The sequence below is a fragment of the Natronomonas sp. genome, assembly GCF_028274965.1.
Taxonomy (GTDB): Archaea; Halobacteriota; Halobacteria; order Halobacteriales; family Haloarculaceae; genus Natronomonas.
On sequence record NZ_JAQCNO010000048.1, the window covers coordinates 120,596 to 139,650 of the forward strand.

Genomic DNA, 19,055 nt, shown 5'->3' on the forward strand with positions numbered 1-19,055 from the left:
TACGCACCCGACCCAATTAACGCTGCTGGCGCGCCGGCGTCGGCCGCGGCCGGCCGGATCGCCCGCTCACAGGAACTCCCGGACCTCGGAGTACCACATGTCGTGGTGATCGACCGCGTCGATCCGGCGGGCGATCTTCGTCGCGATGACGTGCCAACAGAGCTGCGTCGGGTCCGACGGATCGAGGTTGTACCGGCTGTCCTCACAGTCGCAGCCGCCCTCGATGACGTACTCCTCGGAGTGGCCGACGACGACGGTGAAATCGCGGTACTGCTTGACGCGCTTCTCGCCGACGGCCTCGATCGCGTCGGCCCCGCGGTCGCCGTGGGTGGCGATGACGCTGTCGACGGCCTCGCTCGTGAGTTCGCCGGAGGCCTCGAGCAGCCGTTCCCACTCCTCGACCGGGGTCACAGCACGGTGTTTCGGAGCCGTCGGCAAAACAGGTTCGGTCGGATCGGCCGCCGCGGCGGTGCGGCGGGGGGTCCGGTCGCCGCCCGAACGCGCCGCTCAGTCCTCCTCGCGGAGCAGTCGGGAGACGATCTCGTCGGGGTCGAACCGGACGAGGTCGTCGTAGCCCTGCCCGGTCCCGAGAAACAGGATCGGCTTGCCGGTCACGTGGGCGATCGAGATCGCCGCCCCGCCCTGGGAGTCGGCGTCGGCTTTCGTCAGCACCGCGCCGTCGATCTCGGCGGCGTCGTTGAACTCCACGGCGCGGTTCGTCGCGTCCTGTCCGGCGACGGCCTCGTCGACGAAAAGCGTCATGTCGGGGTCGACGACGCGGTCGATCTTTTCGAGTTGCGCCATCAGGTCGTTCGAGGTGTGCAGCCGACCGGCCGTATCGCCCAAGACGACGTCGACGCCGTTGGCGTCGGCGTACTCGACGGCGTCGTAGATGACCGCCGCGGGGTCGCCGCCCTGTTCGTGGGTGATGATCTTCCGGTCGAGCGTGTCGGCGTGCTCCTCGATCTGCTCGTTCGCGCCGGCGCGGTACGTGTCGCCGTTCGCCAGCACCGAGGAGTAGCCGCGGTCGGCGAGCCACCGCGAGAGCTTGGCGATCGAGGTCGTCTTCCCGACGCCGTTGACGCCGGTGAACACGAGGACGACCGGCTTGTCGGCCTCGGCGATCCGGGCCTCGAAGTCGAACTGGCCGACGCTTATGACGTCTCGGAGCGCGTCGCCGATGGCGCGCTCGACGACCTGCTCGCCGGACTCGACCTGCTTTCGCGTGTCGCCGACGAGCCGCTCGCGGATGCGGTCGGTGATCTCGCGTGCGACCCCCATCTCGACGTCGCCGCCGAGGAGTTCGAGCTCGAGCTGTTCGAGCGGTTCCTCGAGTTCCTCCTCGGTGATGACGGTCCGGCCGGTCGCCGCGAGGGCGGCCTTCTTCGCCAAGCCGGGGCCGTCGTCGTCCCCGTCTCCGCCTTCGTCCCCCGCTGTCGTCTCGGGAGCGGGATCTGGATCAGCCTCGGGGTCGGCGTCAGCCTCGGGGTCAGGGTCGGCGTTCGGGTCCTGTTCCGACTCGACGTCGTCCTTGAACCGGCCGAGTTTGTCCTTCAGTCCGTCGAACATCCCCTACTCGTCGTCCTGCTGTTGCATCTGCTGCATCTGCTGCATCTGCTGTTGTTGTGCCTGCTTGGCCTTGGCCTCAAGATCCTCGGTCTGTTCCTCGACGGTCTCGATCTCGGCTTCGAGCTCCTCGATCCGGTCGTCGAGGGTGTCCTTTTTGTGCTTGAGCGAGTCGATCGCCCCGTCGCTGTCGCGTTCGGCCGCGTAGCCGCCGCCGAGCGTGACGACGACCTCGTCGATGTCCTGGATCTCAGCGCGGACGTAGGCGTCCCCGCCGAGGGGGACCTGCACCGTCGACCCGGTTTCGAGCGTCTCGATGGCCTCGATGGCCTCGTCGATCTCGCTCTGTTCGGTGCGGAGCTCCTGGATCTCGTTTTGGATGGCCTGTTTCTCCTGTTCTAAGGCCTGCATCTGTTCTTGGATCTGCTGCATCGCGCCGCCGCCACCGCCGCCGCCGAGGCTCATGCGTCCACCCCGTCGATGTCGATCTGGGTGCGTTTCAGCCCGTGTTGGGAGCCGAAGTTCGCGTACACGTGTTCGACGGCCACGTCCGCGTTGGGGGCCTCGATCGACTTCTCGAACGCCTGCTCGCCGTAGCGAGCGGGGAAACGACCCCGGACCGTAAACTCACTCATGGGCGAAATACGTCGCGCGAGCGGGAAGTATCTTCCCTTCCGGTGGGAGGCGGCGCGGCGACGCGACGTCCCGCTCAGAGCCGCCGCGCGACCGCCTCGCCGGCGAGGGGGGCCGAGACGACGCCGCAGAGGACGACGAACGCGCCGATAAAGGAGACGTAAGGGGCCACCTCGAGGGCGTAGACGCCGACGAACAGCGCGCCGAAGGCCGCGCCGACGACGGTCGAAACGCCGCCGCCGATCCGGGTCGTCGCCTCGTGGACCACCGCCTCGCCGGCGATGCCCCACGCCATCCGGCCGCCGAGCGCGCCGCCGAGCGCGAACATGGTGTCGGGGCTGTACTCGATCGCCGCCCCGATCAGGGCGGCAAGGAGGGCGAAAAACAGGACCCGACCGGGGTTCGACCCGCGGCCGCAGAGCCGGTAGGAGGCGGCGAGAAACGCCGCGCCGACGGCCGCGCCGGCAGCGATGTCGACGAGGTAGTGCACGCCGAGGACGATCCGGGACAGCGGGATCGACACGCAGAGCGCGGCGGCCGCGTAGTAGCTCCGTCTGGTCCCGATCGAGAGCCCGAGGCCGCCGTAGACGACGAGGGCGGCGATGGCGTGTCCGCTGGGGAAGCCGAACCCGTCGGAGGCGCCGATTTCGGCGTACAGCGGCACGAGCGTCTCGGGGACGAACCCGACCCCGACCGGGACCGACGCGCCGGGGGGCCGCGGCAGCCGGAACAGCTCCTTGAGCGCCGTCGTGATCCCGAACCCGCCGAGCGCGAGCCCGATCACGAAGACCGCCCGCCGTCGGGGAAGCGAGACGGGGCCGGGGAGCGTCGGGCCGAACCAATAGAGGAGACCGAGCAGAAAAAAAATGAACCAGATGTCGCCGACGGCGGTCACAAGCGCGGCGAGAAACGCGACCGACTCGGGGAGACCGGCGACGAACTCGATCTCGCCGATCCCGCGGCTCATCGGCTCTCGAAGCGGTCTCTGAGCCGACCGGGCAGTGTCGCGGCGGTGACCGTCGTCCCGACGACGAGCATCAGCGCGTACAGCCCGAGCGTCGAGAGCCAGACGACGATCATCGCCACCACCGCCCACCCGCCGGGCAGGAGGTAGAACGCGCCGAGCGTCATCGCGGTGCCGTACAGCAAGACGAGATACGGGCCCCAGCCGCGTGCCTTCCCGCGGCGGAGCCGCGCCCGGACGTACCGCTTGAGGTCGTCCTCGATCTCCTCGCGGTGGACCGTCCGCTCGTCGATGCGGTCCTCGAAGCGGTCGAGTTCGTCGTAGAGCTGTTCGATCTCCTCGCGGAGCTCCTCGGCCGATGCATCGTCGTCTGGTCGGTCATGTGTCATGGTTCGTTCGGGTACAGCGGTCGGTTCGGATGTCGGTTCGTCCGGTCGGGTGGGGCCGGCCCCGGACTCGGGGCGGCCGGCGAGGACGGCGTTGAAGACGGCCCCCAAGAGCAACACGAGTCCCCCGAAGTACAGGAAGGTCACGAGGAGCAACAGGCCGCCGAGGACGCCGTATGCCTCGTAGCTGCCGGCGATCGAGGCGTACACGCGAAACCCGGTCTGAAGCGCCGTCCACCCGGCGGCCGCGAGGACCGCCCCGGGCACCGCCTTGCGGACCGACATGTCTGTCCCCGGCAGCACGTAGTACAGGGGCAGAAAGGCGACGGTGAGCGTACAGACGAGCGCGGCGGTCCCGACGAGACCGGCCGCGTCCCGCCCGGCGATCGTCGTGGCGACGCCGAGGCCGGCGATGGCGGCGCCCGCGGCGACGGTCGTGGCGACGCCGATCGCGACGGCCCCGAGCGTGACGGTCGCGTTCCTGAGTTGCGCGAGGACCGAGGCCGGTCCCGGGGTCCCGTAGACGTCGGAGAAGGCGATGTCGAGCCCGCGGAACAGTTTCAGCCCGGACCAAAGCAGGACGCCGAGGCCGAACGCCGTCGCGCCGCCGCGGCCCGCGGCCCCGGTGAGCGCGTCGGCGAGGAGGCCCCCGATGTCCGGGCCGAGCGTGTCGGAGGCCTCGGCGACGATGGTCTCGACGAGCGCGGTGTCGCCGACGACAGACGTCACGGCGAGCGTGAGCAAGAGCAAGGGAACGAGCGAGATGAGCGCGTAGTACGCCAACCCGGCGGCGATAAAGGTGATGCGGTCGGACTGCGCGCCGGCGGCGACGCCGCGGGCCACCGTCACGGTCCGGTCGACGTACCCCTTCACGCCCCGGCATATGAGTGACCGGTACATATAATCGGTGGACCGAAGCGCCCGAACCGTCGGGGGCGCTCCGGGCGTCCGGAGCGTCTCGCCGCCGTCTCGGGCGTCGAACGCTGGCGGTCAGTGGACGGCCGCGTGGATCTCGGCGACGGTCGCGTCGGTTTTGAACGTCGTGCCGCCGTAGTGGGTGCGGGAGGCGTCGTGGCCGGCCGCCCGCAGCGATCCGAGAAACTCGTCCATCGCGGCGTTCGGTTCGCCCCACCGCTTGTACAGGCGGTGTTGGTCGTAGTGCGTCGGCCGGTGGAGTTCACCGGCGATCCGTTCGAGCAGATCCCGGGCGCGCCCGACGGTCCCGGCGTCGTCGGGGATCGAGTCCGCCACCTCGGTGACGAACGCCGCATCGTGGGCGGGGCCGAGCCACAGCGGCCCGGCGGTCCACGTCGATTGGCCGCACTCCGGGCACGTCGCGGTCGGGTCGGCGACGAGCGTCCGCTCGTGGTCGCGCCACAGACACCGCTGGCAGTGATCGACGTACCCCAGCTCCTCGAGGCGGCGGTCGGCGGCGCGCGCGCCGCCCTCAACGCGGAGGTACGTCCGGACGTAGTGGCTCGAAACGTGGCTCAACACGGGCGTCGCGGCGACGTCGTAGCGCGCGGCCGTCCGGACGAGCGCCGAGAGCAACACCCGGAGGCCCATCTCGGGGTGGAACTCGGTGTTGCGCGGGACGGCGCCGTAGCTCCGGACGCCGCTCTCGAAGTGCGCGCCACAGAGCGGCGCGGTGTCGGTCGCCGTCACGCAGACGTACCGCCGCGCGCTCCGGAACGCCGCGTCGGCGAAGGGGATCGGGGTGCCGAAGGGGTCGAGATCGACCACGTCGTGGCGGTGTTCGTGCATGTGCGCGTTTGCGTCGCGGCGGTGGATCTCGCCGTCGAGGCCGTTCTTGTCGAGGTTCCGACGCGCGAGGTCGACGGCGTCGGGGTCGAGGTCACAGCCGGCGGCTTCGTAGCCCGTTCGGGCGGCTCTGACGGCGCGGATCCCGCTCGCCGTCATCGCGTCGAGGTAGGATCCGCACTCGTCGGCGACGGTCCGGAGGACGCCGACGGTCACGTCGCGGTTCAGCTCCTGGACCGGGTTGTAGAACACCCCGTCGCCGGAGCCCTCGCTCGCGCCGTGTCGCTTCTCGGGCACCTCGATCGTGACGGCTCCCTCGCGGACGTCCATACCGCCCGTTCAGCGGCGGGCGCGAAAAGCGACACGCTCGGCGGGCGACTCGCCGAGGCGGCGTCGGGGCGACACCCGTCCGATCGCGGTCGTTCCGGCCCGGAGGCGCGATCAGAAGAACTTAAAAAGGTCGTCGCGCCGCTGTTCGTGGAGGTGGTGTCGGACGGCGTCGTTGAGCGGCCCGATGGAGCCTCGCTTGGCCGAGATCGGCGCGAAGGTCTCGTCGAACTGCTGCCACGGCGGGTAGTACCCGAGCCGTTCGGCGAGGGCGTCGAGGCGGTCGTCGCGGTCGTCGACCTTGTCGATCTTGTTGACCGCGACGACGATCGGGACGTCGAGTTCCTGGAGGAAGCCGAACATCTCGACGTCGTGGGGGATCTCCTCGGGCCCGGAGTGGCGGTCGATGATGTCGACGACGGCGTTGCCGTCGACGACGAGGATCCCGACGAGGATCGTTTCCGCGTTCGCCTCGACGTACCGGACCACGTCGGTTTTGATCCGCTCGCGGACGTCGTCGGGGACGCCGGCCATGAACCCGAACCCCGGGAGGTCGGTGATGAGGAAGTCCTCGGAGGCCCAGTCGTAGTGGTTCGGCTCCGTCGTGACGCCCGGAGCGCCGCCCGTCTCGAAGTTGTGGCCCGTCAGCTCCCGCATGAGCGTCGATTTCCCGACGTTGGAGCGCCCGAGCAGGACCACCTCCGCGTCGCGGTCGGGCCGGCTCTCGAACATACGAACTGTTCGCCGCTGTGACGGATAAGCCGAGCGATCGGACCGTGGCGGTCGGGTCGAGGAAAACGGCCCGACCGAGTGACCCGTCACTCGCCGTTGTGGAGAGCCGTTCGGAACCCCTCGGCGGACCGGGCGACGGCGGCCGCGCAGACGGGGTGTTCGAAGGGCCGATCGTAGAGGTCGGCCGCCATCGCCGCGGGCTCGTCGGCCGCGAGTTCGGTCGGTTCGGGGGCGTCGGCCTCGTAGGTGGCGACGAGCGTCGGTTCCGCGACGGCCTCGACGAGAAGGGCGTCCCGGCGGACGGTCGCGATGTAGCTCTCGTCTCCGACGACGCCGGCGATCCGCGGCGTGTCGTAGTCGTCCTTCTCGTAGTCGAGCGCGAGAAGCGACTCCGCGAGCGCGTCCCGCGGTGGGTACCCGAGTTCGAGTTTCTCGGCGATCGGGTCGACGTGCGTGCCGTTGCCGATGACGGCGCTTTCGCCGTCGTCGGTCGTTCGCAGGCAGTTGTACGAGATGTACGGGTTGTCCGTCTCCGGGGCCGTCGCCGTCGGGACGACCGTGAGCGCGCCGTCGCGTTCGATCACCTTCCGGTTCGGGAACGATCGCGAGGAGACGCGGTAGGCGGCCCGATCCGGCGCGACGACGATGAACCGTCCGACGTACATGCGAGGACGTGCTCCGGCGATCGGTATGTCGGTGTCGGTTCGGACCGGCGGATCGCCCCGAGAGCGGTCCCGCCGCGGCGGAACGAGCCGTCGCCCGCGACGCGGCGGCGGGCGGCGAGGGTCGGGAAACCGACAGCGTTTAGTCCGGCAGCCGTATACGTCGGATCGCAGTCCATTGGGGTAGTGGCCAATCCTGTCAGCTTCTGGGGCTGACGACCCTGGTTCGAATCCAGGATGGACTATCCTCCGTCGGTTCGGACGCCGGGAGCCGAAAGCGGCGGATTTTACCCGCCCACGGCCGAACCGGGGGTATGTCGGATACCGAGCGGCCGGTCGGAGCGATCAATACGGACCTGTTCATCACCGTCTCCGGACCGCCGGGGTGCGGCGTGACGACGCTTTGTGAGTCGCTCGCGGAGCGTCTTGACTGCGGGTACGCCTCCGGGGGGGAGGTGTTCCGGGAGATCGCCGCGGACCGCGGGATGAGCCTCTCACAGCTCACCGCCGAGGCCAGCAGCAGCGACGAACTCGACCGCGAACTCGACCGCCGGCTCCAGCGGATCGCCGAGAAGTGGGGCGAGGCCGACAAGCCGTTCGTCCTCGAATCGCGGCTGGCCGGCTACCTGGCCGCCGGGCACGCCGACCTCCGGATCCGGCTCGACGCCCCCGAGGAGATCCGGATCGCGAGGACCGACGACCGCGAGGAGGTGTCGGCCGAGATGCGGGTCCGCGAGGTGATCGAAAGGAAGCGCTACGCCTCGTACTACGGCGTCGACATCGAGGACCGGTCCTTCTACGATCTCGTCGTCAACACCGCGCGTTGGAGCCCCGAGGCGACCCGCTCGGTCGTGCTCGCCGCGGTGGAGAGCTACGACCCCGAGTCCGACGAGGGAGCCTTCGAGACGCCCGGGTTAGAGCCCTGATCGGGGCGGCGACGGCGGCCACAGCCGTTATGTCCGATAACGACATAACAGGCCGTATGGACCCGCTCGGGGGCGAACGCGTCACCGAACCGACGTCGCGGCACAACCTCCACGTGACGAGCGAGGCGGACCTGATCGACGTCGGCCCGTGGTCGCGCAAGCGGCTGTACGCGGCGCTCGAACGGGCCGACGAGGACGGCGACGTCGTCGTGCTCGACTACGGCCGCGAGCGGCTGTATCTGGCCGGCGAGGCCGACCTCGAGTACATTCCGCCGACCGCGTTCGGACTCGCCGACGCGCCGGGGCTGCGGGTGGAGGAGCCGCGGGTGTACGACTCGGACGGGACCGTCCACCGATCGCGGGTCGGCTCGGTCCTGGTGTCGCCCGAGTTCGACATCCTCGTGGCGGCGTTCGATCGGACCGAACCCGACGACATGTGGGAGCCGCCGGAACCGGAGTACCGCGAGCGGGCGAGCGAGACCGGATCGGGGATCGGAGGGTAGGGCCGCACTCACAGACCGACCGCGGAGCAACGCGGAGCGACCGGGACACATATGCGGGCGGCGGCCCTCGGGCCGGGTGATGTCGGACAGTTCCGATCGATCGGCGGTCACCCGGCGGCGGCTCCTCGGCGGGGTCGCGGCCGCCTCCGTCGGCGGGATCGGGTGGACGAGGCTCCGCGGCGAGTACGACCGGACGCAGGCCGGGTTCGATCCGGCGCTGCGGCCGTACGACGAGACGTACCCCGACGGGGCGGACGCGACGATGTTCAGACGCGGGCTCCGGCGGCTTGGGTACTACCCCGACGCCGTCGTCCCCGACCGCGTCGAAACCGAGTGGTCGATGCCGGTCAACGGGATCGGTCACACGGCCGCGAAATCGAGCCCGCTACCGACGCCGGAGGGCGATCGGGTGTTGATCCCGAGCGACACCGGACGGCTCCACGCGGTGAGGCCGGACGGCGAGCGGCTGTGGAGCGTCGAGACCGGCGCGGCGAGGAGCCTCGGGTTCCACGGAACGCCGCTCGTCATCGACGGGACGGCGTACATCGGGGGCTACGACGGCTCGATGTACGCCTTCGACGTCGAGACGGGACGGCGGGTCTGGAAGACCTCGAACCTGCGGCTCCGCGGCGCGATCGCGATCGGGTCGAGCCCCGCCTACTGGGACGGCGTGATCTACGTCGTCGCCGAGTACAACTACCCCTGGCAGGAGCCCTCGGGGACGGTGTGGGCCCTCGACGCGGCGACCGGACAGCCGCTTTGGCACGACGCCCGCCCGTGGGGGATGCCCCACCCCTCGACGTCGATCGACCCCGCGAGCGAGCGGCTGTTGACGGGGTCCAACGACGGGGTCTGTTACGCCTGGGAGTTCCCCTCCCTGGAGTTCGCGTGGTCGTTTCAGACCGGCGCGCAGATCAAGGGGACGATCCCGACGTACGACGGCGGCGCCTTCGTCGGGTCGTGGGACGGGCACCTCTACCGGCTCGGCCTGGCCGACGGGACCGAGGAGTGGTCCTTCGAGACCGGCGAGGTCGTCATGTCGAACCCCGGGATCGACCCCGAGGCCGGCGTCGTGTACGTCGGCAGCGACGACGACCACGTCCACGCGCTGGATACCGACACCGGCGAGCCGCTGTGGTCGACGGACGTCGGGGGGAACGTCATCGGCTCGCTCTCGGTGACCGCCGAGACGGTGTTGGTCGGCTCCTACGACACCCACCTGTACGCGCTGGACAAGACGACCGGGGAGACGCGCTGGCGGGTCGAGGGGGTCGGCCACGTGACGAGCGAGGCGATCCCGCACGAGGGCCGGATCTTCTTCGCCGAGCGGGGCGACATATCGGGGTACTGGGGCGAGGGCCCCGAGCGGCTGCACGAACGGGGCCGCGCGTACAGTCTCGTGCCGGCGTGACAGGGGTCGTCGTGGCGGCGTGCTCAGGATCGGGCGGTCGATCCGTGAGTGTGTCGAATTTGTCGCCCGAACGGAGGATGCGCGGCGTGTTCTGGCCGGTTTTTGAGGAAGATCACGAACGGCTTTTTATTATCGCAGATTTCTCGTAAAATCCACGCACAGACGTCGGAGCGACCGATCGCGGCCACCTGTACCATCGATAATTATAAATACCGAGTACGTGATGAAATGTTCCATGACAGCGACCAGTTGGCCTGTCATGGATGCACCGACACCGACACCGAACGACGCGTTCGTCCGCTCCGGTGGAGGTGGTCTCCATGGTTAGCGCGGTGGAGTTGGTCCTCGCAGCGGCACCGCTTTTGATCGCCGGCGTGCTCCTCGTCGGGTTCCTCTGGCCCGCGACGCGGGCGATGCCCATCGCGTGGATCGCCGCCGTCGTGATCGGGTTCGCCGTATGGGGGATGCCGGCGGAATGGGTCGTCGCCGCCTCGATAAACGGGGTAATGACGGCGCTGACGATCCTCTGGATCGTCTTCGGGGCGCTGTTGCTCCTCTATACGCTACAGGAGGCCGGGGCCTTCGATCGGATCAACGAGGGGTTCGCGGCGGTCTCGGACGACCGGCGCGTCCAGATCGTTCTCGTCGGCTTTTTCCTTGCGGTGTTCATCGAGGGCGCGGCCGGGTTCGGAACGCCCGCGGCCGTCGTTGCGCCGCTGTTGCTCGCGCTCGGGTTCCCGGCGCTTGCGGCCGTCATCGCGGCGATCATCGGCCACGTCATCGCGGTCACCTACGGCGCGGTCGGCACGCCGATCGTCGTCGGGATCAGGAACCCGCTCTCGTTGGACATCTACCAGCAGGCGATCACAGAAGGCGGCTACGCGAACGTCGCCGAGTTCTCGAATGAGGTCGCCGCCTGGGCGGCGACGTACCACGCCCTCATCGGGTTCGTGATGCCGCTTTTCGCCGTCGGGATGGTCGTCCACTTCTTCGGCGGCGAGGACAGCTCGCTCAGCGACGCCTTCGAGGTCGCGCCGCTTTGTCTGTTCGCCGGGATCTCCTTTGCCGTCCCCTACTGGATCTCGGCGTGGTTCTTCACCGCGGAGTTCCCGTCGCTCATCGGCGCGATGGTCGGCGGCGCGATCACCGTCAGCGTGCTTCGGGCGGGGTACCTTCTACCCGACACCCACTGGGAGTTCCCGGATCGCTCCGAGTGGGAGGACCACTGGGTCGGGACGATAGAGCCCGGTTCGAACAGCTCCGGTAGGGTCGCGACCGACGGCGGCCAGCAGATGTCCCTGGCGAAGGCGTGGGTCCCCTACGTCCTCGTCGTCGTGCTGTTGGTCATCACGCGGGCGGTCGGCCCGATCAGCAACGCGATCTCGAACCCCGACATCGGGGTCCAGATCGGCAGCATCACGCTCGGGATCGTGATCGGCTGGGACAACATCCTCGGGACCGGGATCACCAACGAGATCGCGTGGATGAGCGTCCCCGGCTTCTGGCTCATCGTGCCGGCGCTGCTTTCGGTCCCGATCTTCGGGATGTCCGGCAGCGAGTTCGGCTCGGCGCTCGGCGAGACGGCCCGGAAGCTCGCCTCTCCGTTCGTCGCGCTGATATTCGTCATCGCGATGGTGCAGGTGATGCTGCAGTCCGCGTCGGCGCCGACGAGCATCGATCTCGGGATGATCCAGGCGCTCGCACAGGCGACCGCTGACCTCCTCGGGCCGGTGTACCCGTTCGTCGCCGCGCTCATCGGCGCGCTCGGCGCGGCGATGGCCGGGTCGAACACCGTCTCGAACATCACGTTCAGCGGCTTCCAGTTCGAGGCGGCCCAACAGCTCGGGCTCCCGACGCAGATCATCGTCGGAGCCCAGGCCGTCGGCGGGGCGATCGGAAACCTCATCGCCATCCACAACCTCGTCGCCGCCCTCGCGACCGTGGGGCTCGTCGGCCAAGAGGGCCGCGTCATGCGGCTCAACCTCATTCCGCTCGTCTACTACGCCCTCGGCGTGGGCGTCTTGGCGATGCTGTTCAGCTACGTCCTCTTCCCGACGCTGTTCTGAGGCGCGGAGCGCGGCGCGGTTCGGCGTTTTTTGCTCGGAAACCGTCCGCCGGGAGCGACCCACACGTTTCAAAACCCTCCCGCTCACAGGAGAAGACATGTCCGCCTCGGACCTCGTGACGGAGATCGAAGCGACGCTGGATGTCGACACCGAGGCGTTCGAATCGCGGGTCCGAGCGGAGGCCGAGACGCTGCGCGGGGAGATCGCCGACGGGACGTTCGACAACCCCCAGGCGATCGTCGGCCTGGAGTACGAGTTCTACGCCGTCGACGACGAGACGGACGCGTTGATGCGCGTCCCGCGGCGGCTGCTCGAACACATCGGGTTCGAGAAGGAACTCGGCCTGCACAACGCCGAGCTCTCGACGACGCCGCAGCCGCTGTCGCAGTACGGGCTCAAGGCCCAACAGACGGAGGTGCAGGCGAAACTCGACGCGGCGCGGCGGGAGGTCTCCAGGGAGGGGATGGCGCTCATAAGCGACGGGATGTGGACGGTGCCGCCGATCGGGGAGACGGTCTCAGAGTATCTCACCGACAGCATCGAGCAGGGCGGGGTCCGGATGGCGACGAACATGTCGCGTGCGGTCCGGTACCACGCGATGGCGAACACCGACTACGCCGCCGACCTCCAACTGGAGGCGCCGCACGTCTCGCTCGCGGCCGACACCGTGATGCCCGAGAGCCTCATCACGTCGATCCAGCCGCACTACCAGGTCGCCCACGCCCACGACCTGCCCGACAACTTCCGGTACGCGCTCCGGATCGCCGGGCCGCTGTTGGCGCTCGCCGTCAACTCGCCGTTCTTCCCGCCGGATCTGTACGACGCGGACGGCGAGACGGTGGTGGCCGAGTGCTGGATGGAGAACCGCGTGCCGGTCTTCGAGTCGGTGCTCAACCCCGAGGGCGAAAAGAAGGTCACGTTCCCGGCCGATATCGGGAGCACCGACGAGGCGATCGACCGGATCGCCGGGGACGCGACGGTCGTCCCCGCCGAGATCGATCCACAGGGGCGGTTCGACGACGCCTTTGCCCACTTCAGGCACAAACACGGGAGCTTCTGGCGGTGGGTGCGGCCCGTCTTCGACGGACCGACGAGAAAGAGCGCGAACGCCCGCATCGAGTTCCGGCCGCTGCCGGGGCAGCCGACGGTCCGGGGAACCATCGCGCTGTTGGCCGTCTTCGCCGGGCTCTTAGAGAGCCTGCCGCGCCGGGAGCACCCGATCGGCACGCAGCCCTGGGAGACGGCGCGGGAGAACTTCTATCGGGCGGTCAGGGACGGCATCGAGGCCGACCTGCGGTGGGTCACCGCCGACGGGACGGAGACGGAGGACACCGACGAGTTGTACGCCGAACTGTTCGAGTTGGCCCGCGACGGCCTCGAGTTGCGCGGGTTCGACGCGGCGGCGGCGAACGGGTACATCCAGCCGCTTCGAGAGCGCGTCGACCGCCGGATGACGCCGGCGCGGTGGAAGCGAAACCGCGTCGAGACGCGGATGGCAGCCGGCGAACCGTTCGGACAGGCCATCTGGGGGATGCAGTCGGACTACATCGACCGGCAGTCCGAGACGCTCGTCGAGGGGACGTTCGTCGAGTGGCTGGAGTGATCTTCTCGTCGCGGCGGGGCGACCCCGATCGTCGGGTCTGACGGCGGGGTCGGGCCGTCGGCTCGGGCGGGGGGATCAGACCATCACGTCGACCTCGTATCCGGCCGCATCGAGGGCCTCAAGAAGCGTTGCGACGTGGTCGTGGCCGCGCGTTTCGAGGTCCAGTTCCACCTCGGCGGCGTTCATCGCGATGTCCTTCGAGGCCCGGTCGTGCTCGATGGCGTAGATGTTCGTCCGGTGTTCGGTGAGCAGGCCGACGAGCTCCTCGAGCGCCCCCGGCCGGTCTTTCAGCACGGTCTTGATGCGCAGAAAGCGGCCGCGCTCGACGAGGCCCCGCGTGATCACCGTCGTGAGGACGTTCAGGTCGATGTTGCCGCCGCAGAGGGCGGGGACGATCGTCTCGCCGTCGTCGTACGCGAAGCGCTCTTCGGAGACCGCCGCGAGCGCGACCGCGCCGGCGCCCTCGACGAGCGTCTTCGAGCGCTCCAGAAGCGACGTCAGCGCGTTCGCGATCTCGGGGTCCGACACCGTGACGACCTCGTCGACGCGCTCGCGCAGCACCTCGAAGGTCGACTCGCCGATCTTTCTGGTCGCGATCCCGTCGGCGATGGTGTCGACCGAGTCGCGCTCGACGACCTCGCCCCGCTCGAGCGACGCGGCGGCGCTCGCCGCGCCCGCCGCCTGGACGCCGACGACCCGGGCGTCGGTCAGTTCGGTGATCGCCGTTGCGACCCCGGCGATCAGCCCGCCGCCGCCGATCGGCACGACGACGGTCTCGACCGCGGGGCACTGCTCGGCGATCTCGAGGCCGATCGTCCCCTGGCCCGCCATCACAGCCGGGTCGTCGAAGGCGTGGACGTACGTCCGGCCCTCGTCGCGTTCGATCTCGCGGGCCCGCTCGGCCGCCGCGTCGTAATCGACGCCGTGGAGGACGACCTCGGCCCCGTACGAGCGGGTCGCGTCGATCTTCGAGATCGGGGCGTGTTGGGGCATGACGATCGTCGAGTCGACGCCCGCCTGCGTCGCCGCCAGGGCGACGCCCTGGGCGTGGTTGCCCGCGCTCGCCGCGACGACGCCGGCGTCGCGTTCGGCCTCGCTCAGCAGGGCGATCCGGTTCGTCGCGCCGCGGATCTTGAACGACCCGGTTCGCTGGAGGTGTTCCAGTTTGAGCCGGACGTCGGCGCCGGTCCGCTCGGAGAACGTCCTCGATCGTTCCAAGGGGGTCTGACGCGCCGTCTCGGCGACGCGTTCGCGGGCCGCCGTCACGTCGGCGAACTCAATCATACCCGGGGTACCGGCCGGGCGGTGGTATGCCTTCCGGCGCGCCGCTTTCGGGATCGAAACGGCAGAAGGGAAAGAGCGTGTGCACCCGAAACGAACGCCGGATGGAACATAAAACCAGCGCATGCGGGGCGGAAGTGAAATCGCAGGACGAAAGCGGGGTGAAACCGGTGTCGGACGGTCGTTAGACGGGCGACAGACGACCGCTTCGGATGCAGTCGGACCGGGGGCCGGAAGCGCTCACAGGTCGACGGCCTCGAAACGGAGGTAGCCGACGGCGAGCGGGACGGCGATCCAGACGGCCAGTATCACGAACCCGAACCAGTCCTGGAGGTAAAACGCCGCGTCGGCGGCCGATTGGGCCTCCTCGCTGTCGGCGATGCGGCGAACGACCCAGACGGTCGCCTGGCTGTAGGCGGACGTGGGATCGAGAATCGAGAGGAACTGGAACAGCTGAAACAGGACGTCGCCCTCCTCGATCCCCTCGAAGGAGAACCCGTTGAGCACGTACACGAGCCCCCGAGCGAGGAGCGACCAGAGGAACTGAAAGACGGCGAAGAGCCCGAAGGCGGCGTATGCCGCCCGCGACGTCGAGGCGGTGAACGCCGAGATGCCGACGGTGATGGCGACGAAGACGAACGCGAACAGCAGCGAGATGAACACGAACGTGAGATACTCGAGCGGCGAGAACGCGTCGGCGAGGGCGGCGGTGACGACAAGCCCGATCGAAAAGCCGACCAACAGCGCGGCCGCGACGACGCCGGAGCGGCCGAGGAACTTCCCGAAGACGATGTCGCGCCGGCTGTTCGGCAGCGAGAGGAGCAGTTTCAGGCTCCCGCTCTCGCGCTCGCCGGCGAGCGCCCGGTATGCGACCGCGATGGCGACGATCGGGATGAAGACGGCGGTCGCCTGCACCAGCCCGACGATGAGGAGGACGGTGGTCACCTCGCCGGTGAACTGCGCCTGTTGGGGCGGGTCGATCTCGGTGACGACGTAGGCCGCCCCCGCCGCGAACAGCGCGAACAGCGCGGTCAGCACGACGAGCAGCCGCGAGCGGATCGCGTCCCGGAAGTCCTTTTCTGCGACCGCCTGCCAGCTCATCGCTCGCCCTCCGTGTAGGCGGCAAAGAGGTCCTCGAGCGGCGCCTCCTCGGTCGTGAAATCCGAGACGTCGGCGCCGGCCGACTCCAGCTCCTGGACGGCGTCCATCTTGACGTCGTCCTCACAGGAGATCCGAAGCGTCGTTCCGTCGCCCTCGGTGGCGACCTCCGAGACGCCCTCGAGGCGCTGTAGGCGCTCGACGGCGCCCTCGGGGACCGCGTCGACCTCGACAACGAGCGTCGACCCGCCGGCGACGTTCGATCTGAGCCCCTCGATCGTGTCGACGGCGACGAGTTCCCCCTCGCGGATGATCCCGACGCGGTCGCAGACGGACTCGACCTGTCCGAGGATGTGACTCGAAAAAAAGACCGTCGTCCCCTCGGCGGCCTCCTGTGTGACGATCTCCCGGAGTTCGCGCGCGCCGTTTGGGTCCAGCCCCGAGGAGGGCTCGTCGAGGACGAGCAGGTCCGGATCGCCGACGAGCGCCATCGCCAGCGCGAGGCGCTGTCGCATCCCCGTCGAGAAGCCCCCGGCCTTCCGCCCGGCGTCGTCGGCGAGCCCGACGCGTTCGAGCACCGGGTAGGGGTCGCCGCCGGTCCCCTTCGAGTCGATGGCGAAGGCGACGTGTTCGCGCGCCGTCAGGCGGTCGTACACGTCGAACCCCTCGGGGAGGACGCCGGTCCGCTTCCGGACGGCGACGCTGTCTCCGGCGGCGTCGTGACCGAGGACGCGGACCGAGCCGGCGTCGGGGCGGACGAAATCGAGGAGGATGTTGATCGTCGTCGACTTCCCGGCCCCGTTCGGTCCGAGAAAGCCGAAGACCTCGCCCTCGGGGACGGTGAGATCGACGCCGCGGAGCGCGCGCACGTCGCCGAAGGACTTCTCGACGCTGTCGAGTTCGATGGCGGCCATATCGAGTACGGCTTCCGCCCGACGGATTATAGGCCTTGAGTCTCGGAGCGCGATCAGACCGGATCGTCGGGGTCGTGCGTCTCTCTGAGGCGGTCGACCTCCGCGGCGTACTCCCGGCGGAGCGCCTCGGAGCCGACCGGTTCGGCCGCCTCGGGGTCGGCGTCGATGGCGGCGGTGACCGTCGTGGATCGGAGCAGGTGGGCGCTGAGGTTCTTTATCAGGCGGCGGGACCCGTCGGGGGAGGCGTACACGAGTTCGACGAGCGACTCGTCGCCGTACTCGCGGCGCGCGAGCCAGAGCCGTTCGGTGTCGGGCATCGCACCGAGATCGACCGGGACGGACATACCTCTTGTCCCGGACCCGGCATCGGCCGGACGCGTCACGCTGATACTTTCCCGGAGCGAACAGCTGGTATGGACGCCGCGGCGATCGCCGAGCGGGCCACGGAGCTCCCGACGGAGCCGGGGGTCTACCAGTTCGAGGCCGGCGATCGGGTGCTGTACGTCGGGAAGGCGGTCGACGTCCGCGATCGGGTGCGGTCCTACACCGAGCCGCGCAGCGAGCGGATCCGTCGGATGACCGAGCGCGCCGAGCGCATCGACGCCGCCGTCACCGAGACGGAGACGCAGGCGCTTTTGTTGGAGGCGAACCTGATAAAGCGCCACCAGCCGCGGTACAACGTCCGGCTGAAGGACGACAAGTCCTACCCGCTCGTCGCGATCACCGACCACGACGCCCCGCGGTTGGAGGTGACGCGGGACCCCGACGACGGCGCGGTCGTCTTCGGCCCCTTCACCGACAAGGGGCGGGTCGAGACCGTCCGCAAGGCCCTCCGGTCGGTCTACGGGCTCCGGGGCTGTTCGGACCACAAGTACGAGGGGCGCGACCGGCCGTGTCTCGATCACGAGATGGGGCTGTGCAGCGCCCCCTGTACCGGCGAGGTGTCACTCGAGGAGTACGCCGAGGACGTCGAGTCCGCAGTCCGGTTTCTCGAGGGCGAAACGGGCGCTCTCGCGGAGCCGCTGCGCCGGGAGATGGAGGCGGCGGCGGAGGCGCAGTCCTTCGAGCGGGCGGCCGCGCTCCGGGACAGACTCGAGGCCGTCGAGTCGTTCCACGGCGGCGGCGGCGAGGCCGTCTCCGGGCGGCGCGAGGACGTCGTCGACGTGCTCGGCGTGTCCGTCGAGGGCGGCGACGCGACCGTCGCCAGGCTCCACAGCGAGGGCGGAAAGCTCGTCGACCGCGAGCGCCACCGCGTCGACGCCCCCGAGGGCGAAGACCGGATCGCCGCGGTGCTCGCCGCCTTCGTGCCGCAGTTCTACGCCGACAGGTCCCTGCCGGACGCGCTGTTGGTCCCCGAGCGGTACGACGACCCCGAGTTGGATCGCTGGCTCGAAAGCGAGGGCGTTTCCGTCCGGGTTCCGGGGGCCGGACGGGAGGCGACGCTCGTCGATCTCGCTTTGAAGAACGCGCGGCGGACGGGCGGCGAGGGCGACGCGGCGAGGGTCCTCGGCCGCCGGTTGGGGATCGACGCCCCCGAGCGGATCGAGGGCTTCGACGTGAGCCACACCGGCGGGACGGCGGTCGTCGGCAGCGACGTCGTCTTCGTCGGGGGATCGCCCGAAAAGTCGGGCTACCGGCGGAAGAAACTCGCGGAGACGAACGACGACTACGCGAACATGCGGGCGCTCCTCCGGTGGCGGGCCGAGCGGGCAATCGAGGACCGCGACGACCGCCCCGACCCCGACCTGCTGTTGATCGACGGCGGCGAGGGGCAGTTGGGCGCGGCGCGGGACGCCCTCGCGGAGACCGGGTGGTCGGTGCCAGCCGTCGCGCTCGCAAAGGCCGAGGAGCTGGTCGTCACCGCCGAGGGCGTCCGCGAGTGGGACGACGACGATCCGGCGCTGCATCTCCTCCAGCGCGTCCGCGACGAGGCCCACCGCTTCGCCGTTCAGTACCACCAGACCGTCCGGGACGCGGTCTCGACGCCGCTGGATTCCGTCGACGGCGTCGGGCCCGAACTCCGGGGACGGCTCCTCCGGCGGTTCGGCAGCGTCGAGGGGATACGGGCCGCCTCCAGGGCGGAACTGCGAAGCGTCGACGGCGTCGGAAGCGAGACCGCGTCGGCGATCGACGGGGCGCTGTGACCGACCGCGGCGGCGGGGCGCGACCGAAAACGGCGGTCGGTATCGACGCTCGAATCCGGTCCGGGGTATATACGTCGT

The 19,055-nt window shown here is 69.5% G+C and carries 19 protein-coding genes and 1 tRNA gene; 7 read left to right on the plus strand and 13 right to left on the minus strand.

What is annotated here, in order from left to right; all coding sequences use genetic code 11:
• Positions 1-66: 66 nt before the first annotated feature.
• The 9 genes from Q0916_RS06775 to Q0916_RS06815 all read right to left on the minus strand — a co-directional run bounded on the left by Q0916_RS06775 (position 67) and on the right by Q0916_RS06815 (position 7,034).
• The gene (locus tag Q0916_RS06775) at positions 67-411 is read right to left on the minus strand and encodes a hypothetical protein (protein WP_299235999.1); all 345 of its coding nucleotides are present in this window, start codon (positions 409-411) and stop codon (positions 67-69) included.
• A gap of 96 nt (positions 412-507) precedes the next feature.
• Complete coding sequence (ftsY, locus tag Q0916_RS06780; RefSeq protein ID WP_299236000.1) at positions 508-1,569, minus strand: signal recognition particle-docking protein FtsY; 1,062 nt, start codon at positions 1,567-1,569, stop codon at positions 508-510.
• A gap of 3 nt (positions 1,570-1,572) precedes the next feature.
• The gene (gene pfdA / locus Q0916_RS06785; RefSeq protein ID WP_299236001.1) at positions 1,573-2,031 is read right to left on the minus strand and encodes a prefoldin subunit alpha; all 459 of its coding nucleotides are present in this window, start codon (positions 2,029-2,031) and stop codon (positions 1,573-1,575) included.
• Positions 2,028-2,201 (minus strand): 50S ribosomal protein L18Ae, encoded by a 174-nt coding sequence (gene rpl18a, locus Q0916_RS06790; protein WP_299236002.1) that lies wholly within the window; start codon positions 2,199-2,201, stop codon positions 2,028-2,030. The genes pfdA and rpl18a overlap by 4 nt, the downstream gene beginning before the upstream one ends.
• 74 nt (positions 2,202-2,275) lie before the next feature.
• Positions 2,276-3,166 carry a phosphatase PAP2 family protein gene (locus Q0916_RS06795; RefSeq protein ID WP_299236003.1) on the minus strand — a complete coding sequence of 297 codons (891 nt, stop codon included), beginning with the start codon at positions 3,164-3,166 and terminating at the stop codon, positions 2,276-2,278.
• Entirely contained in the window at positions 3,163-4,422 is a 1,260-nt protein-coding gene (locus tag Q0916_RS06800; protein WP_299236004.1) for a YihY/virulence factor BrkB family protein, read from the minus strand. Before Q0916_RS06800 ends, Q0916_RS06795 begins: the two co-directional genes overlap by 4 nt.
• A 117-nt stretch (positions 4,423-4,539) precedes the next feature.
• Entirely contained in the window at positions 4,540-5,640 is a 1,101-nt protein-coding gene (locus tag Q0916_RS06805) for a tRNA (guanine(26)-N(2))-dimethyltransferase (RefSeq protein ID WP_299236005.1), read from the minus strand.
• Between the two features lie 111 nt (positions 5,641-5,751).
• On the minus strand, positions 5,752-6,369 hold the full coding sequence (gene engB / locus Q0916_RS06810) for a GTP-binding protein EngB (protein WP_299236006.1): 618 nt from the start codon (positions 6,367-6,369) through the stop codon (positions 5,752-5,754).
• An 86-nt stretch (positions 6,370-6,455) separates the two neighbouring features.
• Complete coding sequence (locus Q0916_RS06815) at positions 6,456-7,034, minus strand: IMP cyclohydrolase (protein ID WP_299236007.1); 579 nt, start codon at positions 7,032-7,034, stop codon at positions 6,456-6,458.
• A gap of 169 nt (positions 7,035-7,203) precedes the next feature.
• Here Q0916_RS06815 and Q0916_RS06820 point away from each other — a divergent pair.
• The 6 genes from Q0916_RS06820 to Q0916_RS06845 all read left to right on the plus strand — a co-directional run bounded on the left by Q0916_RS06820 (position 7,204) and on the right by Q0916_RS06845 (position 13,540).
• Positions 7,204-7,276, plus strand: a tRNA-Gln gene (locus tag Q0916_RS06820).
• 69 nt (positions 7,277-7,345) lie between these two features.
• Positions 7,346-7,957: a (d)CMP kinase gene (gene cmk / locus Q0916_RS06825; protein ID WP_299236008.1), complete on the plus strand. Its 612-nt coding sequence runs from the start codon at positions 7,346-7,348 to the stop codon at positions 7,955-7,957.
• 56 nt (positions 7,958-8,013) lie between these two features.
• The gene (locus Q0916_RS06830; protein ID WP_299236010.1) at positions 8,014-8,460 is read left to right on the plus strand and encodes a hypothetical protein; all 447 of its coding nucleotides are present in this window, start codon (positions 8,014-8,016) and stop codon (positions 8,458-8,460) included.
• A 79-nt stretch (positions 8,461-8,539) separates the two neighbouring features.
• Positions 8,540-9,871 carry a PQQ-binding-like beta-propeller repeat protein gene (locus Q0916_RS06835; protein WP_299236012.1) on the plus strand — a complete coding sequence of 444 codons (1,332 nt, stop codon included), beginning with the start codon at positions 8,540-8,542 and terminating at the stop codon, positions 9,869-9,871.
• A gap of 320 nt (positions 9,872-10,191) precedes the next feature.
• The gene (locus Q0916_RS06840) at positions 10,192-11,937 is read left to right on the plus strand and encodes an L-lactate permease (RefSeq protein WP_299236015.1); all 1,746 of its coding nucleotides are present in this window, start codon (positions 10,192-10,194) and stop codon (positions 11,935-11,937) included.
• Positions 11,938-12,034: 97 nt separating this feature from the next.
• Positions 12,035-13,540: a hypothetical protein gene (locus Q0916_RS06845; RefSeq protein ID WP_299236017.1), complete on the plus strand. Its 1,506-nt coding sequence runs from the start codon at positions 12,035-12,037 to the stop codon at positions 13,538-13,540.
• 75 nt (positions 13,541-13,615) lie between these two features.
• Here the strand turns inward: Q0916_RS06845 and ilvA are convergent, their stop codons facing one another.
• The 4 genes from ilvA to Q0916_RS06865 form a co-directional block, all read right to left on the minus strand.
• A complete protein-coding gene (ilvA, locus tag Q0916_RS06850) occupies positions 13,616-14,824 on the minus strand; it encodes a threonine ammonia-lyase (protein WP_299236019.1) in 1,209 nt (402 codons plus the stop codon).
• Between the two features lie 237 nt (positions 14,825-15,061).
• The gene (locus Q0916_RS06855; protein ID WP_299236021.1) at positions 15,062-15,922 is read right to left on the minus strand and encodes an ABC transporter permease; all 861 of its coding nucleotides are present in this window, start codon (positions 15,920-15,922) and stop codon (positions 15,062-15,064) included.
• Positions 15,919-16,833, minus strand: a complete 915-nt coding sequence (locus Q0916_RS06860) for an ABC transporter ATP-binding protein (protein WP_299236023.1) — start codon at positions 16,831-16,833, stop codon at positions 15,919-15,921. The genes Q0916_RS06855 and Q0916_RS06860 overlap by 4 nt, the downstream gene beginning before the upstream one ends.
• 53 nt (positions 16,834-16,886) lie before the next feature.
• Positions 16,887-17,150 carry a hypothetical protein gene (locus Q0916_RS06865; protein ID WP_299236025.1) on the minus strand — a complete coding sequence of 88 codons (264 nt, stop codon included), beginning with the start codon at positions 17,148-17,150 and terminating at the stop codon, positions 16,887-16,889.
• Between the two features lie 96 nt (positions 17,151-17,246).
• On the opposite strand from Q0916_RS06865, the gene Q0916_RS06870 reads away from it, so the two are divergent.
• The gene (locus tag Q0916_RS06870) at positions 17,247-18,977 is read left to right on the plus strand and encodes an excinuclease ABC subunit C (RefSeq protein ID WP_299236027.1); all 1,731 of its coding nucleotides are present in this window, start codon (positions 17,247-17,249) and stop codon (positions 18,975-18,977) included.
• The last annotated feature ends 78 nt before the right edge of the window (positions 18,978-19,055 follow it).

What these genes read in the sequence shown, in the direction of transcription:
- ftsY (WP_299236000.1), bottom strand. Translation starts at nt 1,569, where the DNA reads ATGTTCGACGGACTGAAGGACAAACTCGGCCGGTTCAAGGACGACGTC.
- pfdA (WP_299236001.1), bottom strand. Translation starts at nt 2,031, where the DNA reads ATGAGCCTCGGCGGCGGCGGTGGCGGCGGCGCGATGCAGCAGATCCAA.
- rpl18a (WP_299236002.1), bottom strand. Translation starts at nt 2,201, where the DNA reads ATGAGTGAGTTTACGGTCCGGGGTCGTTTCCCCGCTCGCTACGGCGAG.
- Q0916_RS06795 (WP_299236003.1), bottom strand. Translation starts at nt 3,166, where the DNA reads ATGAGCCGCGGGATCGGCGAGATCGAGTTCGTCGCCGGTCTCCCCGAG.
- Q0916_RS06805 (WP_299236005.1), bottom strand. Translation starts at nt 5,640, where the DNA reads ATGGACGTCCGCGAGGGAGCCGTCACGATCGAGGTGCCCGAGAAGCGA.
- engB (WP_299236006.1), bottom strand. Translation starts at nt 6,369, where the DNA reads ATGTTCGAGAGCCGGCCCGACCGCGACGCGGAGGTGGTCCTGCTCGGG.
- Q0916_RS06815 (WP_299236007.1), bottom strand. Translation starts at nt 7,034, where the DNA reads ATGTACGTCGGACGGTTCATCGTCGTCGCGCCGGATCGGGCCGCCTAC.
- cmk (WP_299236008.1), top strand. Translation starts at nt 7,346, where the DNA reads ATGTCGGATACCGAGCGGCCGGTCGGAGCGATCAATACGGACCTGTTC.
- Q0916_RS06830 (WP_299236010.1), top strand. Translation starts at nt 8,014, where the DNA reads ATGGACCCGCTCGGGGGCGAACGCGTCACCGAACCGACGTCGCGGCAC.
- Q0916_RS06835 (WP_299236012.1), top strand. Translation starts at nt 8,540, where the DNA reads ATGTCGGACAGTTCCGATCGATCGGCGGTCACCCGGCGGCGGCTCCTC.
- Q0916_RS06840 (WP_299236015.1), top strand. Translation starts at nt 10,192, where the DNA reads ATGGTTAGCGCGGTGGAGTTGGTCCTCGCAGCGGCACCGCTTTTGATC.
- Q0916_RS06845 (WP_299236017.1), top strand. Translation starts at nt 12,035, where the DNA reads ATGTCCGCCTCGGACCTCGTGACGGAGATCGAAGCGACGCTGGATGTC.
- ilvA (WP_299236019.1), bottom strand. Translation starts at nt 14,824, where the DNA reads ATGATTGAGTTCGCCGACGTGACGGCGGCCCGCGAACGCGTCGCCGAG.
- Q0916_RS06855 (WP_299236021.1), bottom strand. Translation starts at nt 15,922, where the DNA reads ATGAGCTGGCAGGCGGTCGCAGAAAAGGACTTCCGGGACGCGATCCGC.
- Q0916_RS06860 (WP_299236023.1), bottom strand. Translation starts at nt 16,833, where the DNA reads ATGGCCGCCATCGAACTCGACAGCGTCGAGAAGTCCTTCGGCGACGTG.
- Q0916_RS06865 (WP_299236025.1), bottom strand. Translation starts at nt 17,150, where the DNA reads ATGCCCGACACCGAACGGCTCTGGCTCGCGCGCCGCGAGTACGGCGAC.
- Q0916_RS06870 (WP_299236027.1), top strand. Translation starts at nt 17,247, where the DNA reads ATGGACGCCGCGGCGATCGCCGAGCGGGCCACGGAGCTCCCGACGGAG.